We start from the raw sequence: 15,179 nt of genomic DNA on the forward strand, positions 1-15,179 counted from the left end.
GGAATTGCAGTACTACCCGGCCAGCACTACCGCCATCGGGTAGCGCAGCGGCATTGCATCGACAGCGGCCGCCCACTGCAGACCCGAGGCATGGAAAACGGTGGCGCCGGTCAACGCGACGATCATGGCCACCGCGTGCGCGGCCAGCCGCACGCACGACTTCACTGCCGCGGCTCCTGGGCAACTTCAATGCACTGATTGAAAAATGGCGCGAGTTCTTCATGCCGCCGCCAGCGGGCGCGTGGCATTGCGGCCAGGGACCTCAGAAACCTGATACTGCATGCGGACATCCTTGCCGGGCACGCGTAGGCGGTGGTGGACGGATTCTAGCGCGATGGGGCCGTGGGTCCATCACCCACAGGCCGCACTGGCGCCGGCCTTGTACCCGCGCGCCGGCGGCTGGATTATGATTTTCCACCAGAAGAGCTATGCGCCACGGCATGCACGCCTCCCAGTTCACCCGCGCCACCGCGCTCGTGATGTTCGTTCCAATGATCGGCCTCGCCGGTTGGGGTTCGTGGTTTGGTAGCCGCTGCTTCAGCGATGGCTGCCTCGGCGTCCTGGTGGCATGGCTTGCCGCCGTGGCCACCTTTGCGGTGCAGGCGTTGCTGGTGCTCCCGACGCATGCCTGGGCCCTCAAGCGGCAGGGATGCCCCGCCTCCCGCAGCTACCTGCGTTGGCTTGGCGCGTCGGCCATCGCTGCCTTCCTGCCCATCGTGCTCGGCTGGGGCTACCTGATGATCTTCCGATGACCTGCTGCGCGTCTTCCGCACACGTATAGCCGGATCAAGGAGGCGCGGCCGCCTTCAGCAACTGCGCTGCTACCCGATCAAACGGAGCGATGTCCTGCAGTGCGCGGCACATCGCCACGGCGCCTTCCACGCTGGCGATCACCAGGCTGGCCAGTCCATCCGCCGCCGCAGGTTCGTGGCCGTCGGCAATGAAGGCTGCGGCCAGATGCCCCTGCCAGCGCACGAACACCTCTGCGGCGGCCACGCGCGGTTGGCTGGTAACCGCCTCGACCGGCTCTTCGACGGCAACGGCCAGCACCGGACAACCCGCGCGGAACCCGGACCGCAGCAGGCGCTCGCGCCACATCGCCAGGAACTGCTGCAGGCCCTGCACGGCCCCGCCCTTCAACAACTCAACGAGGAGCGCCTCCACCTTGTCACCAGCCATGTGGGTGGCGCGCGCCAGCAGCTCCTGCTTGCCGCCGGGAAAGTGGTGATAGGTGGAACCCAGCGGCGCCTCGGCCAGCTTGGTCACCTCACGGATGCTGGTGGCATTGAGACCCACGCGCGCCAGCATCTGTGCCGCAGCATCAATCACGCGTTGTGGCGCATCAGAGGGGCGCGGGCTCACGGCAGGCTCCTTGCCAGGACAGTCGTCATAAATTAGCGTATCGGCGATTCTATAACAGTCGTCATAACCATGAATCTCTGGTTCCGCCTGCTCCACCTGCTGCTGTGCAGCCTGTTCCGGCCGAAGCTGGAGGCGCCGTTCGGGGTCTCGCGGCTGCAGTTCCGGGTACTGCCCAACGACCTGGACAGCAACCTGCACATGACCAACGGCCGCTACTGGAACATCTTCGATCTGGGCCGGCTGGACCTGATACTGCGGATGGGCCTGGGCCGGGTGGCGCTGCGCGAGAAGTGGGCACCGATCGTCGGCGCTGGCACCATCCAGTTCCGCCGCGAACTGAAGCCGTTCCAGCGCTTCACCCTGGAAACACGCCTGGTCGGCTGGATCGGCTCGCGCGGCATCATGGAGCAGCGCGTGCTGATCGGGCCCGAGCAGAAGATCGCCACCCGTGCGCTGCTGGTCACCGGCATCTACGACCGTCGCGCGCGCCAGTTCCTGGGCATGCCGAAGATGATGGAAGCGATCGGTGTGGTTGCCCCGCCGTCGCCGCCGCTCAGTGCAGCCGCCGAGGCGCTGCTGGCTGCCGATGCGGCGTTGAAGCAGGACGACGCCTGAGGCACCTCAGCCTACCTTCGGCATGTTCTTGGTCACGCAATGGATGCCGCCACCGCCACCGGCGATCGCATCGATGTCCACCTGTTCGATCACACGACCGGGATACATGTCTTCCAGTAGTTCACGGCAGTAGCCATCGGCTGCGTCGTCACCGAACTGCGGCGCGACCACCGCGCCGTTGATCGGCAGGTAGTTGATGTAGCCCATCGCCAGATCATCGTTGTCGCGGGTATGCACGTTGTCGCGCCCGTCCAGCGGCGGCGGCAGCGTGTGCACCTGCAGACGACGGCCATCGGCATCGGTGGCGCCGCGCAGAATCTCCAGGTGCTCGCGGGTCAGATCGTAGTCGTAGGACTCCGGATCGTCGTCCAGATTGGCGATCACCACGCCCGGACGCACGAAGCGCGCATAGAAATCCACGTGTGCGTCAGTGATGTCCTCGCCGGCGATGCCGGGCAGCCAGATCACCTTGCGCAGGCCGAGGTGGTGCATCAGCTCGGCCTCGATATCCGCGCGCGACCAGCCGGGATTGCGATTGCGGTTCACCCAGCAGCTTTCGGTGAGGATGGCCGTGCCATGGCCATCGACTTCGATGCCGCCACCCTCGCCCACCAGATCGCTTTCCAGCAGCGTGGCACCGGTCACCTGCGCCAGCCACGGCGCCACCGCACCATCGTTGCGTGCGCTCTGCTTGCCGCCCCAGCCGTTGAAGTTGAAATCGACCAGCCCCAGCCCGCCCTTGCCATCGGTGACGAAACAACCGCCGTAGTCGCGCACCCAGATGTCATCCAGCGGCACCTCGAGGAACTCGATGTTGTCGCGGCCGCAGCGATCCTGCGCCAGCTTCCGCTGCGCCGGGCGGCACAGCACGCTGACCGGCTGGTGGCGGGCGATGGTGCGGGCCAGCCGGGCCACAGCGGTGTTCACCGCATCGGCCTGCGCGCCCCAGACCCGAGGCTGCGCGGCGAAGGCCAGGAAAACGCGCTCCTGCGGGCCGTGCTCGTCCGGCATGCGCCAGACGCCCGCTGCTGGCCCCGCTGCGGATACGCGCGCGGGCAGCCCCGCCAGGCCGAGGGCGGCCAGGCCGCCAAGGCCAGCGGCGCCAGCCAGTTGGGTAAGGAAATGACGACGGCTGCTCATGACGGGCTCCAGGGCCGGTGTGGGATCGAAACTATGCTGCGCTTGCGTATCGATAAGAACAAACGATAGATTCAGCCATCAATTGAACAGTTTTACTTATCTGAAATGCTGAGGCATTGGCCACCGCTGAACGCGTTGCGTGGTTTCGAGGCCGCCGCCCGCCTGGGTAGTTTCCACAGGGCCGCCGAGGAACTGCATCTGACCCAGTCGGCCATCAGCCAGCAGATCCGGGGCCTGGAAGCCTCGCTGCAGCAGCCGCTGTTCTTCCGGCAGGGCCGCAGCGTCACCCTCACCGACGCCGGCATCGACCTGCTGGAAACCACCCAGTCCCTGCTGCGGCAGCTGGCCAGCGGCATCCGCCGGCTCGATCAGTACCGCAAGCCGAATCAACTGATCGTCAACACCAGTCCAGCCTTTGCCCGGCATTGGCTGGTGCCGCGCCTGGCCAGCTTCCACCGCCTGCATCCCGACGCCGACCTGTGGCTGCTGACCAGCGAGGAGGCACCGGATATGACCACGCAGACGCTGGACGTGGCGGTACGCGATGACCTCGACTCACAGGCGCAGTGCCAGCATCGCGTGCTGCTGCAGGATCGCCTCTTTCCGGCCTGCCATCCGGCCCTGCTCGCCACGCCGGTGCACGAACGCCTCACCCTGCATGGCGAGCGCGAAATGGACTGGAGCCAGTGGCAGGTACAGGGGGGCGCCGATGTCGGCCAGCGCCGCGAAGGCATGAACTTCTCCGAACCCGGGCAGCTGCTGGATGCTGCCTGCCAAGGGCTGGGTATCGCCCTGGTCAGCGAGCTGCTGGCGGCACGCGCCTGCGATCAGGGGCTGCTGCAGCCGCTGGATGAGGCACGCGTGCGCGGCCCGCGCTGGAGCTGGCTGGTGCATGAGGACAGCGCGGCCGATCCGCTGGTGATCAGTTTCTGTGAGTGGTTGCTGGCGAGTCTGCCCGCAGAAGCTACTTCTGCTGCAGCGCGCGCTTGACCGCTGCCTCGGCCAACGGCGCCATCACCGCATAGCCCTTCGCCGTGGGATGCACGCCATCCTCGGCCAGCTGCGCATCGAGTCCTCCGGCGGCATTGGCCATCGGCGTGTAGTAGTCCAGATAGACCACCTGCTTCGCATCGGCATAGCGCTTCAACGCCGTGTTCAATGCACGCACCTTGGGCGCTGGCGTTGTTCCCGGCAACCAGGGGTAATCGCTGACCGGCAGCACCGATGCCAGCACCACGGCGATGCCATGTGCACGCGCCAGGTCCACCATCGCGTGCAGGTTGTCCTCGATCATCGCCTGCGTGGACGGGCCGGTGTTGCCGGCAATGTCGTTGGTGCCGGCCAGGATCACCACCACCTGTGGCTTCAGTGCCAGCACGTCCTGCGGGAAGCGCACCAGCATCTGCGCCGTGGTCTGGCCGCTGATGCCGCGGTTGAGCCACCCCTTGCCGGGGAAGAATCCAGGGCTGCCTTCCCTGCCCCAGCCTTCGGTGATGGAATCGCCGAAGAACACTACGCGAGCCTGCCCGGGTACTGCGGCAGGCAACTGTGCGTTGGCATCGCGATAGCGCTGCAGCTGCCCGAAATCAGCAACGGTTCGCTGCAGGTATTGCAGTTCGTCCTTCCTGAGTTGCTCGACGGGCGTGGCCAGCAGTCCCGATACCGCTGGAACCTCACCCGCCTCCACACTTGTGCAGACAACAAGCAAGCCGAACAGAAGGCTGCAGCGCGTTGCACTTCGCATGTCTTTTTCCTTCAAAGTAGTGGCGGTCGGATCGGCAGGGGAACACGCCCGAGGCCCGCCCGCCCTGTATCCCGGCCGGACAGGCCGACCCGGTGGGGAAACGCATTTTCGGTATCCGTCCTCAATCCACCCCGGACGATGATCAGATCAAACGTCTCGGGGCCGGAGGCGAACTGCAGCTTACCGCCTCGCTGACCCGGGGAGGTGCCATTGACACTGAAATCCGTCGCCGGCCCAGACCTGAGAATCAAGCGGGGCCGGCCGTTGGCGGCTTCGCGCCTCAGTATGCGATGGAGCAGGATCAGCAGGAACCTGTTCAGCGCGTATGCCTTGCTGAAGTGCCCCGAATGGGTGACCAGCATCACCTCGTCAACATCCTTGCGCAGCATCTTCAGTACGGCCTTGCTCACAGCCGAACCGACCTTCCCTGAATTCAGAAGTTTCCTGGCGACAAGGGCAAAGCGCCTGTCCAGACGTTTGTAGATCGTTGGCGAGGAACTCCAGGTGGCTGCCATCGTCGCGTGCATGTCCGCCGTTGCCAGCTCGCGCAATGCCTGGCTGATCTCGACGGACCCGGCCACCTTCGACTTCGCAATGACACGGTTCCAAGCATCAAGCGGATGAGCAACCTTCAACAGGCAGCGTAGTGCATCCTGCAGAGCACCGTCGCCGGAACCCAGGATGGCCACGCGTGGACGCCAATGCTTGTCCCCCGGGGGAGGCTTGAACCCCAGACGAGGCTTCATGACCTCGTCGCAGTCCCAGAATCCCGTGTTCGAGTAGGCCGATGGGCACTCCAGGCCCTCGGCATACTGGTTCTTCTCTTTCGCGTAGCCCATGGCGTAAATCACGAAGCGGAAGTGGTGCGCCTCGGTGTTCGATGCGGCGGTGATGTACAGGGCAGGCAACGGGCGCGCTTTCAGTGGAATCGCATGAACACTCGCCGGCCCGATTGTCATCTGCTTCAAACGTTCCTTGGACCGCTGCTCAAGCGTTGCTCCCCTGATGAAACAGGAATCACTCCGGATGTGAGATTGCGAACCCCAGTTCGCCGCATGCTGGATCCAGCCAGCTACCTCGGTTGCGTAGGCAGCATCGAGCACGCCACCCACCACTGCCGCCGGCAACGGCTTAGTCATATGAAGCTGCAGCCCCACACTCGCAGCGCCAAACGCGGCCGACCGCAGCGGGTAACGGTGGTCGGCATGATTGCTGTGCGGCCATTCGTACATGGCCGCACTGACATATCTGGCGGCGGGTGAACGCAGTACTCCGCCCACGCCAGCCTGTGAGTCGGTGTCCATGAGAACGAAGCGCAACTTGAGACGGTCGGCCTCAAGCGCCGCGGCCAGGCCCGCTGCCCCGGCACCGCAGATGAGCAGGTCGAAGGACGGGCCGGGATCTGTCTTCACTGCATCGGCGCCGACCGCACCCAGGGCGTGAAGCTGCTGGATCAGCATCTGTGCCCGCACGATCTGGTCACGGATGCTGATGTTGGAGAACCGATAGCTCAGGTCGAACTGTCGCGGCGCGATCTTCAGCGCAAGCAGGGTCAGCACATCCAGTGCGTCGTCAGGTGCGGAAACAGGGATGACGGCGCTCATCACAGGTTCTCCAGGATATCGGCCAACAACTGCGGATCGGCTGAAAACAGAACCGGGTGATCAAGCACTTCCATCACGCCACCACGCCCCGGCCCTGGTCCATCGCGATCATCAGGGCCATCTGGTCCTTCACCGTCTCCCCCGCCTCCGGAACCGCCACCGGAATCTCCGCGGTCGCGCCGGCCATCTGCGTTGGTTCGCGGAGGATCATACGAATAGGGCGACAAGGCGCCGCCCTCCCGAGCGTCGGCATCGTCCCAATAGGCGCGCCTCGCCGCAGGGCCATCGAGCGGAGGAACACGTCCTTCTGGGTCCACGATTGAATCCATTGCACCGTGCATCCACGCACCGAGGGGCCACAGGTACGGTCCGGGATCAACGTCACCATCGGGATCGTTGTCGCCAAACAACTCACTGACGCCGCGGACAAGCACCTCTCGCCGGCCGTTGAAGAGCTCGGTCACGCCGTTGAAGCCCACATGCACCAGAATCACTCGCGCATCATCCGGCACACGATCAGACCTCTGTTCACGGCGTATCGACCCGAGCATCTGCCGCAGCACACCGTCTTCGCCATCCAGCACCACACGGACACTGCAGCGCACGGGGCCGTTACCCCGTACATGCGGGTTTTCCAGGTAGCCGCCCTGATCCACGCAGTACAAGCGCGACAGGAAAATCCGTGCAAGCGCACGGAACTGGCCAGGAGAGAATCGGCCCTCCACTGGACCTGAAGGGTGCCACCAATAGGGGAGTCGGCGCACCGGCGGGCCCAGCAGGTACAGCAGGTCTTCCACAAACGGATTTTTGTTTGGATCAAAACGGTACATTGCCAGTGCCCTCACGCGTTCCTGCGATCATGGTTTCACTCCTGTGGAACAGCTCAGCGTGCCGCCGTACGCGCCGCCACGCCGGTCACCTTTGCCGGCATCCACATGCCCGGCGTCCAGCCGCTGGCGGCCAGGATCGTTTTCGGGTTGTCCTGCTGGATCAGCGCACGCACCGCATCACGCTTGTCCTTGGCCTGCAGGTAATAGGCCTTGGCGATGCGGTAACCCACCCAGTACCCCAGGTCGTAGGGTTCCTGCGAGCCAGGCTTGTAGTTGTACAGCCACGGCGACAGATCGGTGCTGTCCAGATCCAGCGCGAACGCGCTTTCGATATGCACTTCCCGGCCACGGGTCCAGGCCGCGTGACGCCCATTGCCGACGTTGCCGGAAATCAGCTCGGCGATGAACTCGGCGATGCCCTCGCCCAGCGAAACACGCAGCACCGTGGCACGCGGGTCACCCGGCTCGAAGTCGATCAGGCCGGTCTGCTGGATGTGCACGTATTCGTGTGCGATCACATGCACGAAGCGATCCTGCACATTGGCATTCATGAAGTCGGCCGCGCACAGCGCTTCCAGGCCAATGATCACGCCGCTTTTCGAGGTCAGCCCGACCGGCCGGCCGCGGCCCACCGCGATGGTCACCGGCGGGAACCGGGTCTGCGGGTAGATCGCCTGCAGGTTGGAAAACACCTGCGTCAGGCGTTGCTTCACCGCGGGCAGTTCGGCCAGGCAGTTTCGTCCCTGTGCATACAGCTCGGGCTGGCTGGCGATGGACTCGGCAATGCGTTCGGGAGTGACCCGGCGCGCCTTGGCCAGTTCGGCCAGGCCGGCCGAACCCTCGGCCAGGTATCCACGCAGCTGCGCAACGCTGGGCTTGCCGCCAGCGCTGTCATAAAGTGCATAGAAACGGCTGACATCCTCGGTGAGGATCTGCGGCCCTGCCGGTACCGCTGCGGTGGCCACGCCTACCGCCCCGGCACAGGCCAGGGCCAACAGGCCGCGCAGGATCATGAACATCGCTCCGTCCTTGGTGGAGTGCATGCGAAGCGCGCAATCTATCACTCCGCCCGGCCCACTGCAGCAGGCGGATGCGGGCGCACCGGCGCTGTGCCAGACTCGCTTCGGCACCTGCCATGGAAGATGGAGCACCGCACGATGATGATCGTTCCCGCGTACTGGGCCGAAGCCCGCCTGCAGGCCCGTTTCCGTGGCCGGCCGGTGGTCGTGCGCCGCTTCGGCTGGTCCGACGAAGGCCCTGCCGAGGCGCAGGTGCACGCCGATCGCCGCGCCAACGAAGCCCTCAATGCCATCCTCGCCGGGCAGGCGCTTCCGCGACGCGAAGTGCGCAGCAACTACGGCGTGGAGGGCGTGCCGATCCGCGAGCAGATCGTGCAGCGCGACGGCGACGTCATCATTACACGCAACAGCTACGGTGCGCTGTGCCTGAACACCCCGGACGTGCTGTTCGCCGACATCGATCATGCGCAGCCACCTGCCGGTTGCGTGATGCCTGCAATCATCGCCGCAGTGCTGCTGTTCGCTGGCGCCGTCATCGGCACTCTGATCTGGCACTGGCTGGTGGGACTGGTGCTGGGGGTGGCAGCGGTGCTGCTGGTCAACACGGCGATGCTGATGCAGCGCAAGCGGCGCCTGGCCGCGGCCGGTGGCGCCGAAGGCGTAGCCCTGCAGCGGGTCGCGGCCTTCAGCGAACAGCATCCGGACTGGCATCTGCGTACGTACCGCACGCCGGCTGGATTGCGCGTGCTGGCCATGCACGCCACGTTCCTGCCCGAAGACGAGCAGCTTCAGGCGTTCTTCAGAACGCTGGGCGCCGACACCCTGTACGCGCGCATGTGCCGGCTGCAGCACTGCTTCCGTGCGCGCCTGACACCAAAGCCGTGGCGCGTTGGCCTGAGGTACCGCATCCGTCCGCCGGTGGCCGCGTGGTCAGCCGAGCAGGCCAACAACCCGGATCGCCTGGCCTGGATTGCCGAGTACGAAAAGAAGAGTGCCGGCTTCGCCGCGTGCGCCTACCTGCGCAGTTTCGGTGATACCACGCGCATCCATGCCAAGGCCGAGCACGTGCGCGAACTGCACGACCGGTTGGCGCATGCGCAGGACCGCCTGCCGTTGGCGTGAGCTCGGGTGCTCAATCAGCGCTCTGCACGAACGGCTGCCCTGCCAGGGTAGTGCCCAGCCGCACCGCAATCTGCTGTTCACCCTTCTCGAAGGTCGTCGCGCACTGCTTCCCGCCCTTCTGGCACCCCACTTCCGGAAAGCCCTCCAGCGATTCCGGCGCGCCCTGCGCCGGCTTCACCTGCCATCCCGCAGCATCCAGCAGGCGCTTGGCCTTGGCGTAGGGCATGCCGGCGATGATCCCCAGCTGCGCCAGCTCGGTGGGCAGCGACTGGGCATGGGCGTTTGAAACCAGGACCAACGACAACGTTGCAGCAAGAACGATGGCTTTCATTGCACCGACCCGGGACGAACTCACAGGGCCAGCCTAGCCCATCTGCGTGGCACGCGAATGTGCCGGTAACACGTCGTTACCGAGTCTCCACAGTTGATTGCAGAGCGCGTGCGGCTGGTTACAGCAGGATGCAGGAAGGCCACCCGGAGGTGGCCTTCCTGTTCCTTCACTTGGCGTTCTTCACGTAGGTGTCGAACCAGTTCAGCATTTCCGATACCAGCTGCTCGTTCGACTCCAGCGCGGTGTACCAGTGCGGTTCGTTCGGCAGCATCACCAGGCGGGTGGTGCCGCCGTTGCCACGAATGGCCTGGTACAGCTTGCGCGACTGGAACGGCTCGGTGCCCGGGTTGGCGTCGTCCTCGCCGTGGACCAGCAGCAGCGGCAGCTTGATCTTGTCGGCATAGAAGAACGGCGAGGCCTTCAGGTACACGTCCTGCGCCTGCCAGACCGAGCGGCGTTCGTTCTGGAAGCCGAACGGGGTGAAGGTCTTGTTGTACGAACCGCTGGTCGCCACGCCGGCCTTGAACAGCTTGGTGTGCGCGATCAGGTTGGCGGTCATCAGGCCGCCGTGGCTGTGACCGGTCACGCCGATGCGGTTGCGGTCGACCACGCCCATGTCCACGGCCTTGTCCACCGCCGCCTTGGCGTCGGCTTCCAGCTGCTCCAGGTAGGTGTCGTAGGCGTTCTTCGGGTCACCCACGATCGGGAACGAGGCGTTGTCGATGATCGCGTAGCCGGCCAGCAGCATCAGGCGGTACGGCTGCAGACGGGTGAAGGTCTGCTGCGAACCGGACACCTGGCCGGCCTGCGCGGCATTGGCGAAGTCGGCCGGGTACGCATACAGGATCGCCGGCACGCGCTGGCCTTCCTTGTAGCCCGGCGGCGTGTACAGGGTGAACGACAGGTCCACGCCGTCGGCACGCTTGTAGGTCACCAGCTGCTTCTTGATCTGGCGCACCTCCGGGGTCGGGTCGACCAGCTTGGTCAGCGCGGTCGCGGTGGACGCGAACTGCGCCTCGCCGGTCTTCGCATCAGCCACTGCCTCACCCTGCTGGCGGATGAAGGCGTTCGGAGGATCGATCACCGACTGGTGCCAGGTCAGGTAGCGCCCCGGCGTGCTGCTGAAACCGAGGAACTGTTCGTAGGCGTCGGCACTGCTGCGGAACAGGCGCTCGCTCTTCAGGGTGCCCAGGTCCAGGCGGTCCAGGAACGGACGGTCGCCCTGCGGCGACGCGCCACGGCCGCTGAGGAACACATGGTTGCCCTCACGGCGCACGACCTGCGCGCCATTCGGCAAGCGGGTAAAGACCAGGTTGCCGGGGTTGGCGTACAGCTCGTCGCTGGACATGTCCCACAGCAGGCGGCCTTCCTTCTTCGGCTGGTCCACATCGACGATGCGGGTCTGCATCCAGTGGCGGTTCTCGTCGTTCTCGTACTGGAACGCCAAGGCCGGATCGGCGGTCCACGCGAAGCCCTCAAATCGCTGCGCGGTACGGGTGATTTCGGTCGGCTTGCCGTTGAACGGGGCCTTCAGCATCAGCACGCGGTCGCGGTGCGGCACGTTGACTTTCCAGTCGCCCTTGTCCAGTGCCTCGGCATAGACCAGGGTGGCCGGATCGGTGGCACGCCAGTCGAAGCCACGCGGGCCTTCCGGCACGCCATGCACCGGTACGCGGTCGGCCAGCGGCAGGCTGGCAATCGGCGTGGATTTGCCGCTGGCGATGTCCAGCACGGCCACGTCGTTGGCGAAGCGCTGGTAGGTCACCGCATGCGAGTACGGCGCCTTGATCGATTCGGTCAGCACGTGCACGCCATCGGGTGCGGCGCTGACTTCGTTGAACAGCGCCGGCTGCCCGACCGGACGCACGCTGTTGGCGGCGGTATCGACCACGGCCAGCTGCGAGGCACCGTAATAAGCGAACAGCTTCTCGTCATGCACGCTGGTCAGCGTGTCGCGGGCTTCGTAGGTGCTGCTCTCGCCACTGCTGCCCAGCGACTCCTGTGCATCCGGGCCGGTCGGTACGCCGCCGTTGGACGGTGCCGGGCCCTGGTTGGCCGGCACCAGCTTCACCAGCAGGTTCTGGCTGCCGCCCAGCCACTGCACGGTGTTGCCGAAGATCGGATTCAACTGCACGTTCGGAATCTGCTTCACCTGCCCGGTGGCCGCATCGCCCACCCACAGCTGCACGCTGGTATCGACCGCATTCTGGAAGGCGAAGTGGCTGCCATCGGCCGACCAGAGCGCGCCGGTGGCACAGCCCTGCGGCAGGTTGACCTTGGTCTCCTTGCCGCTGCCGATGTCGACCAGGGTGAAGTCGGCCACGCAGGCCGGAATGCCGTAGCCACCTGGCGTGTCATGGCGGCTGCGGTTCTTCGGCTCCAGGCGCACGCCGGCCAGCTTCAGATAGGGCTGGGCGACGCGGCTGATTGACGGGTAGGTCTGCGCGGTGGTCAGCAGCAGGCGCTGGCCGCCCGGGGCCACGTTCGGCGCCGGCGGCGGCGGTGCCTTCAGCACCTTGAGCAGGTGTTCCGGCGGCTTCGCGTAATCGGCAAGCGCCGGGCCAGCGGCCAGCAGGCCGACGGTGGCAACGGCAACAGCCGCCGCCAGAGAGGTTCGACGGATCAGCATCCTTATCCCCTGGGGTGTGAATGGGCGCCCGGAATCGGGCATGGACCCGAATCTAGCACCGCAGGGGTTGTCGTGAATGGGCCGGAAGGACTAGTGGCCGGATGGGGCAAAGTGAGGGCTCCGGGAGGTGCCGGGGCACTGCCGGCACCTGCCAGGCATGGCCTGGCACTACTGCTGCGCGTGCAGGTCCCAGGTGGCCAGGTAATCGGGATCGACCACGATCATGCCGCTGGTGCGCATGCGGTACTCGCCGGGCTCGGCTGGTTGGTACTGGTCCAGCATCGGCGGCAGATAGCGCTCGTGGCCATCATTCTCGTCGGCCAGCACCACGCCCTCGTCGGCGCTGATGCGCAACACCGTGCCGGCGTACTGCTCCAGCCCCTTCACCTGGCCGTCGCCACCATAGCGGGTGACCCCGACCAGTACGACCTTGCCGATCATTTCTTCCGCCTTGGCATCGTCCAAGGTCGGCAGAATGGGAGTGAATTCGTCGCTCATCGGTGCACCTCCGTAGCCTGCAGGACATCGTGGATGAGGTTTCCGCTTCGCAGTGCGCGTCGCTGGCAGCCGAGCAGGTACCCAGCCTGGAGCCTCTGCATCGAGAGTGCCAGTACGCCCATGAACCCAAGGGTTCCTGTAGCAGGATGCTGCCATCGCAGGCGGAAGGGACAGGTGAAGGCCGAAATCGGTCCTCGCCGGTCAGAGGGTTGCGCCTGCACCCACGCTAGAATGCACGCATGCGCACCGTACATGCCCTCCGCTACATCACGCCCTTGCGGGAAGGTGGCTCCCTGCCGGCCGTGGTCGAGACCGACGACGACGGCATGGCCGTGCTGAAGTTTCGTGGCGCCGGCCAGGGCCCGAAAGCGTTGATCGCCGAGCTGATCGCCGGCGAGATGGCACGCACGCTGGGCCTGCCGATTCCGGAAATCCTGTTCGTCGAGCTGGACCGCGAGTTCGCCCGCACCGAGCCCGACCCGGAAATCCAGGAGCTGATCCGCGCCAGCGAAGGCCTGAACCTGGGCCTGGACTACCTGCCCGGTGCGATCAATTACGATCCGGCGGCAATGCCGGTGGATGCAGACCTGGCCTCGCGCATCGTCTGGTTCGATGCGTTCACCAGCAATGTCGATCGCACCACGCGCAACCCGAACCTGATGGTGTGGCATCGAAAGCTGTACCTGATCGATCACGGTGCGGCCATGTACTTCCATCACGACTGGGCCAACGCCGGCGATGCGTGCGAAAAGCCGTTCGTGCTGATCCGCGACCATGTGCTGCTGTCGTTCGCCAGTCGCATCGCCGAGGTGGATGCCGAGCTGGCCGCGCGCCTGACCGATGCCGAGATAGAGCGCATCGTCGGCCTGGTGCCGGACAGCTGGCTGGTGGACGAACCGGCGTTCGACAGCCCGCAGGCCTACCGGCAGGGCTATATCAATTACCTCAAGCACCGCCTGAAGGTGCGTGCGGTGTTCGTGCAGGAGGCCATCCGTGCCCACGCTGCACACGTATGACTATGCGGTCATCCGCGTGGTACCGCGGGTGGAACGCGAGGAATTCATCAACGTCGGGGTGATCGTCTCCTGCCCTGGCGCGCGCCATCTGGAAGCGGCCATCGAGATCGATCCGGCACGCCTGCACGCGTTCGCGCCGGCGCTGGACCAGGAGGCGCTTCAACCGTGGCTGGATGCGATCGTGGCAATCTGCCGCGGTGATGCCAGCGCCGGGCCGATCGCACAGCTGCCTGCGCGCGCGCGCTTCCATTTCCTCACTGCCAAGCGCAGCTCGATCGTGCAGATGTCGAGCACGCATGTGGGCCGCACGGCGGACCCTGCGGGTGTGGTGGAACACTTGATGACGAAGATGGTGCGGGTGCCGGCACCTAACGCGTAGGGGCGACTGGTAGAGTCGACTGTTAGTCGATTAACGCACGCAGTGCGGGCTCTTCGGCGGCATTGATTAAGGCAGTCGACTAACAGTCGACTCTACCGGGTCGACTCTACCGGGTCGACTCTACCCGGTCGACTCTGCCCGGCCGACTCTGCCCGGTCGGTTCCATCACCAAGCACGTTCGCCTGCCGACTCAAGCTCGCTCAACGGCCAGCGGCACCATCCGTACGGATGGTCACCGATCTGCGCGGCAAGACCGGCTCGAACGGGATTTGCCAGAATGTAGCAAGCGTGCCTGTGCAGCGACGCGTCACTGCGGATCGCATGATCGTGATAACCCGCCTGCCAGATTGCACCCTGGCTCCCTCGCCGCCGGTTGATTAGAAAGCTGCTGCGCGCCTTGAAGCGCTGCACGCAGTAGCCCAGCGAATGGCCACGTAGTTGAGCCAGCCAGTGGATGTGATCCGGCATGATCACCCAGGCAAACGATGCAGTCAGGCCTTCCCGATCCATCGATCCGAGGAGCTGCATGGCAAGGTCGGCATTGGCAGGGCTATCGAAAACACGATGGCGGTTCCGGCACACCATGGTGATGGTGTAGACGTTGCCGACTATGGATCGGCGGCCGGCAAGCAGTTGAGGGCTGGGCATGAGTTCGAGAATGCCCGCCAGGATGGATGCTCGACATCGGTTCACTGCCAACGTCAGGATCAGGGATCATCTTGATGCAGCGTCCGGGGATGTGGAGTCGCCTGGGTAGAGTCGACTGTTAGTCGACTATCGCGCGAAGCGCGGGCTTTCCAGCATGGGAGAGAAGAGCAGTCGACTAACAGTCGACTCTACCCAGTCGGCTCTATCCAGTCGACTCTACCCAGTCGGCTCTATCCAGTCGG

17 protein-coding genes are annotated in these 15,179 nt (G+C 65.2%); 6 read left to right on the forward strand and 11 right to left on the reverse strand.

Annotation, left to right across the window (positions count from 1 at the left end; all coding sequences use genetic code 11):
• Window positions 1–12: 12 nt before the first annotated feature.
• Entirely contained in the window at window positions 13–165 is a 153-nt protein-coding gene (locus tag AC5P9F_RS09405) for a hypothetical protein (RefSeq protein WP_005410201.1), read from the reverse strand.
• A gap of 275 nt (window positions 166–440) precedes the next feature.
• On the opposite strand from AC5P9F_RS09405, the gene AC5P9F_RS09410 reads away from it, so the two are divergent.
• Window positions 441–752 (forward strand): hypothetical protein, encoded by a 312-nt coding sequence (locus AC5P9F_RS09410; RefSeq protein WP_225792049.1) that lies wholly within the window; start codon window positions 441–443, stop codon window positions 750–752.
• Between the two features lie 34 nt (window positions 753–786).
• On the opposite strand, the gene AC5P9F_RS09415 is transcribed toward AC5P9F_RS09410, so the two are convergent.
• Window positions 787–1,362, reverse strand: coding sequence for a TetR/AcrR family transcriptional regulator (locus tag AC5P9F_RS09415; protein WP_024957212.1), 576 nt, complete (start codon window positions 1,360–1,362; stop codon window positions 787–789).
• Between the two features lie 69 nt (window positions 1,363–1,431).
• On the opposite strand from AC5P9F_RS09415, the gene AC5P9F_RS09420 reads away from it, so the two are divergent.
• Window positions 1,432–1,977: a thioesterase family protein gene (locus tag AC5P9F_RS09420; RefSeq protein WP_005410204.1), complete on the forward strand. Its 546-nt coding sequence runs from the start codon at window positions 1,432–1,434 to the stop codon at window positions 1,975–1,977.
• A gap of 6 nt (window positions 1,978–1,983) precedes the next feature.
• Here the strand turns inward: AC5P9F_RS09420 and AC5P9F_RS09425 are convergent, their stop codons facing one another.
• On the reverse strand, window positions 1,984–3,117 hold the full coding sequence (locus AC5P9F_RS09425) for an agmatine deiminase family protein (protein WP_100438731.1): 1,134 nt from the start codon (window positions 3,115–3,117) through the stop codon (window positions 1,984–1,986).
• Window positions 3,118–3,222: 105 nt separating this feature from the next.
• Between AC5P9F_RS09425 and AC5P9F_RS09430 the strand changes: the two genes are divergently transcribed.
• Window positions 3,223–4,107, forward strand: coding sequence for a LysR family transcriptional regulator (locus AC5P9F_RS09430; protein WP_033835282.1), 885 nt, complete (start codon window positions 3,223–3,225; stop codon window positions 4,105–4,107).
• Here the strand turns inward: AC5P9F_RS09430 and AC5P9F_RS09435 are convergent.
• From AC5P9F_RS09435 to AC5P9F_RS09450, 4 genes are read right to left on the reverse strand one after another with little or no spacing between them, the layout of a single operon-like run.
• A complete protein-coding gene (locus AC5P9F_RS09435; RefSeq protein WP_164225365.1) occupies window positions 4,082–4,861 on the reverse strand; it encodes an SGNH/GDSL hydrolase family protein in 780 nt (259 codons plus the stop codon). The two genes, AC5P9F_RS09430 and AC5P9F_RS09435, sit on opposite strands and share 26 nt — an antisense overlap.
• Before the next feature lie 11 nt (window positions 4,862–4,872).
• Window positions 4,873–6,465: a hypothetical protein gene (locus AC5P9F_RS09440; RefSeq protein ID WP_161771791.1), complete on the reverse strand. Its 1,593-nt coding sequence runs from the start codon at window positions 6,463–6,465 to the stop codon at window positions 4,873–4,875.
• The gene (locus tag AC5P9F_RS09445; protein ID WP_146257178.1) at window positions 6,465–7,295 is read right to left on the reverse strand and encodes a hypothetical protein; all 831 of its coding nucleotides are present in this window, start codon (window positions 7,293–7,295) and stop codon (window positions 6,465–6,467) included. The genes AC5P9F_RS09440 and AC5P9F_RS09445 overlap by 1 nt, the downstream gene beginning before the upstream one ends.
• 53 nt (window positions 7,296–7,348) lie before the next feature.
• Window positions 7,349–8,314, reverse strand: a complete 966-nt coding sequence (locus tag AC5P9F_RS09450; protein WP_032966912.1) for a DUF2268 domain-containing putative Zn-dependent protease — start codon at window positions 8,312–8,314, stop codon at window positions 7,349–7,351.
• 138 nt (window positions 8,315–8,452) lie between these two features.
• Between AC5P9F_RS09450 and AC5P9F_RS09455 the strand changes: the two genes are divergently transcribed.
• On the forward strand, window positions 8,453–9,436 hold the full coding sequence (locus AC5P9F_RS09455) for a hypothetical protein (RefSeq protein WP_043034683.1): 984 nt from the start codon (window positions 8,453–8,455) through the stop codon (window positions 9,434–9,436).
• A 10-nt stretch (window positions 9,437–9,446) separates the two neighbouring features.
• Here the strand turns inward: AC5P9F_RS09455 and AC5P9F_RS09460 are convergent, their stop codons facing one another.
• From AC5P9F_RS09460 to AC5P9F_RS09470, 3 genes are all read right to left on the reverse strand, one after another.
• Window positions 9,447–9,767, reverse strand: coding sequence for a hypothetical protein (locus AC5P9F_RS09460; RefSeq protein WP_005410210.1), 321 nt, complete (start codon window positions 9,765–9,767; stop codon window positions 9,447–9,449).
• Window positions 9,768–9,933: 166 nt separating this feature from the next.
• A complete protein-coding gene (locus AC5P9F_RS09465) occupies window positions 9,934–12,396 on the reverse strand; it encodes a S9 family peptidase (RefSeq protein ID WP_005413890.1) in 2,463 nt (820 codons plus the stop codon).
• 168 nt (window positions 12,397–12,564) lie between these two features.
• Complete coding sequence (locus tag AC5P9F_RS09470; protein ID WP_005413891.1) at window positions 12,565–12,894, reverse strand: hypothetical protein; 330 nt, start codon at window positions 12,892–12,894, stop codon at window positions 12,565–12,567.
• Window positions 12,895–13,133: 239 nt separating this feature from the next.
• Here AC5P9F_RS09470 and AC5P9F_RS09475 point away from each other — a divergent pair, with 239 nt between their 5' ends.
• Both AC5P9F_RS09475 and AC5P9F_RS09480 read left to right on the forward strand, forming a co-directional pair.
• Entirely contained in the window at window positions 13,134–13,910 is a 777-nt protein-coding gene (locus AC5P9F_RS09475) for a HipA family kinase (protein ID WP_049422090.1), read from the forward strand.
• Window positions 13,888–14,289: a DUF3037 domain-containing protein gene (locus AC5P9F_RS09480; protein WP_164225364.1), complete on the forward strand. Its 402-nt coding sequence runs from the start codon at window positions 13,888–13,890 to the stop codon at window positions 14,287–14,289. Before AC5P9F_RS09475 ends, AC5P9F_RS09480 begins: the two co-directional genes overlap by 23 nt.
• A 165-nt stretch (window positions 14,290–14,454) precedes the next feature.
• Here AC5P9F_RS09480 and AC5P9F_RS09485 read toward each other — a convergent pair whose 3' ends face one another.
• Window positions 14,455–14,937, reverse strand: coding sequence for an REP-associated tyrosine transposase (locus tag AC5P9F_RS09485; RefSeq protein ID WP_024957222.1), 483 nt, complete (start codon window positions 14,935–14,937; stop codon window positions 14,455–14,457).
• Window positions 14,938–15,179: the final 242 nt, after the last annotated feature.

It is taken from the genome of Stenotrophomonas sp. YJH_SMC_4 (assembly GCF_059371575.1).

Bases quoted from the DNA above. Each gene is read 5' to 3' on its own strand.
- AC5P9F_RS09465 (WP_005413890.1), bottom strand. From the start codon at position 12,396: ATGCTGATCCGTCGAACCTCTCTGGCGGCGGCTGTTGCCGTTGCCACC.
- AC5P9F_RS09440 (WP_161771791.1), bottom strand. From the start codon at position 6,465: ATGAGCGCCGTCATCCCTGTTTCCGCACCTGACGACGCACTGGATGTG.
- AC5P9F_RS09455 (WP_043034683.1), top strand. From the start codon at position 8,453: ATGATGATCGTTCCCGCGTACTGGGCCGAAGCCCGCCTGCAGGCCCGT.
- AC5P9F_RS09410 (WP_225792049.1), top strand. From the start codon at position 441: ATGCACGCCTCCCAGTTCACCCGCGCCACCGCGCTCGTGATGTTCGTT.
- AC5P9F_RS09460 (WP_005410210.1), bottom strand. From the start codon at position 9,767: ATGAAAGCCATCGTTCTTGCTGCAACGTTGTCGTTGGTCCTGGTTTCA.
- AC5P9F_RS09425 (WP_100438731.1), bottom strand. From the start codon at position 3,117: ATGAGCAGCCGTCGTCATTTCCTTACCCAACTGGCTGGCGCCGCTGGC.
- AC5P9F_RS09475 (WP_049422090.1), top strand. From the start codon at position 13,134: ATGCGCACCGTACATGCCCTCCGCTACATCACGCCCTTGCGGGAAGGT.
- AC5P9F_RS09485 (WP_024957222.1), bottom strand. From the start codon at position 14,937: ATGCCCAGCCCTCAACTGCTTGCCGGCCGCCGATCCATAGTCGGCAAC.
- AC5P9F_RS09470 (WP_005413891.1), bottom strand. From the start codon at position 12,894: ATGAGCGACGAATTCACTCCCATTCTGCCGACCTTGGACGATGCCAAG.
- AC5P9F_RS09430 (WP_033835282.1), top strand. From the start codon at position 3,223: ATGCTGAGGCATTGGCCACCGCTGAACGCGTTGCGTGGTTTCGAGGCC.
- AC5P9F_RS09450 (WP_032966912.1), bottom strand. From the start codon at position 8,314: ATGTTCATGATCCTGCGCGGCCTGTTGGCCCTGGCCTGTGCCGGGGCG.
- AC5P9F_RS09420 (WP_005410204.1), top strand. From the start codon at position 1,432: ATGAATCTCTGGTTCCGCCTGCTCCACCTGCTGCTGTGCAGCCTGTTC.
- AC5P9F_RS09435 (WP_164225365.1), bottom strand. From the start codon at position 4,861: ATGCGAAGTGCAACGCGCTGCAGCCTTCTGTTCGGCTTGCTTGTTGTC.
- AC5P9F_RS09445 (WP_146257178.1), bottom strand. From the start codon at position 7,295: ATGTACCGTTTTGATCCAAACAAAAATCCGTTTGTGGAAGACCTGCTG.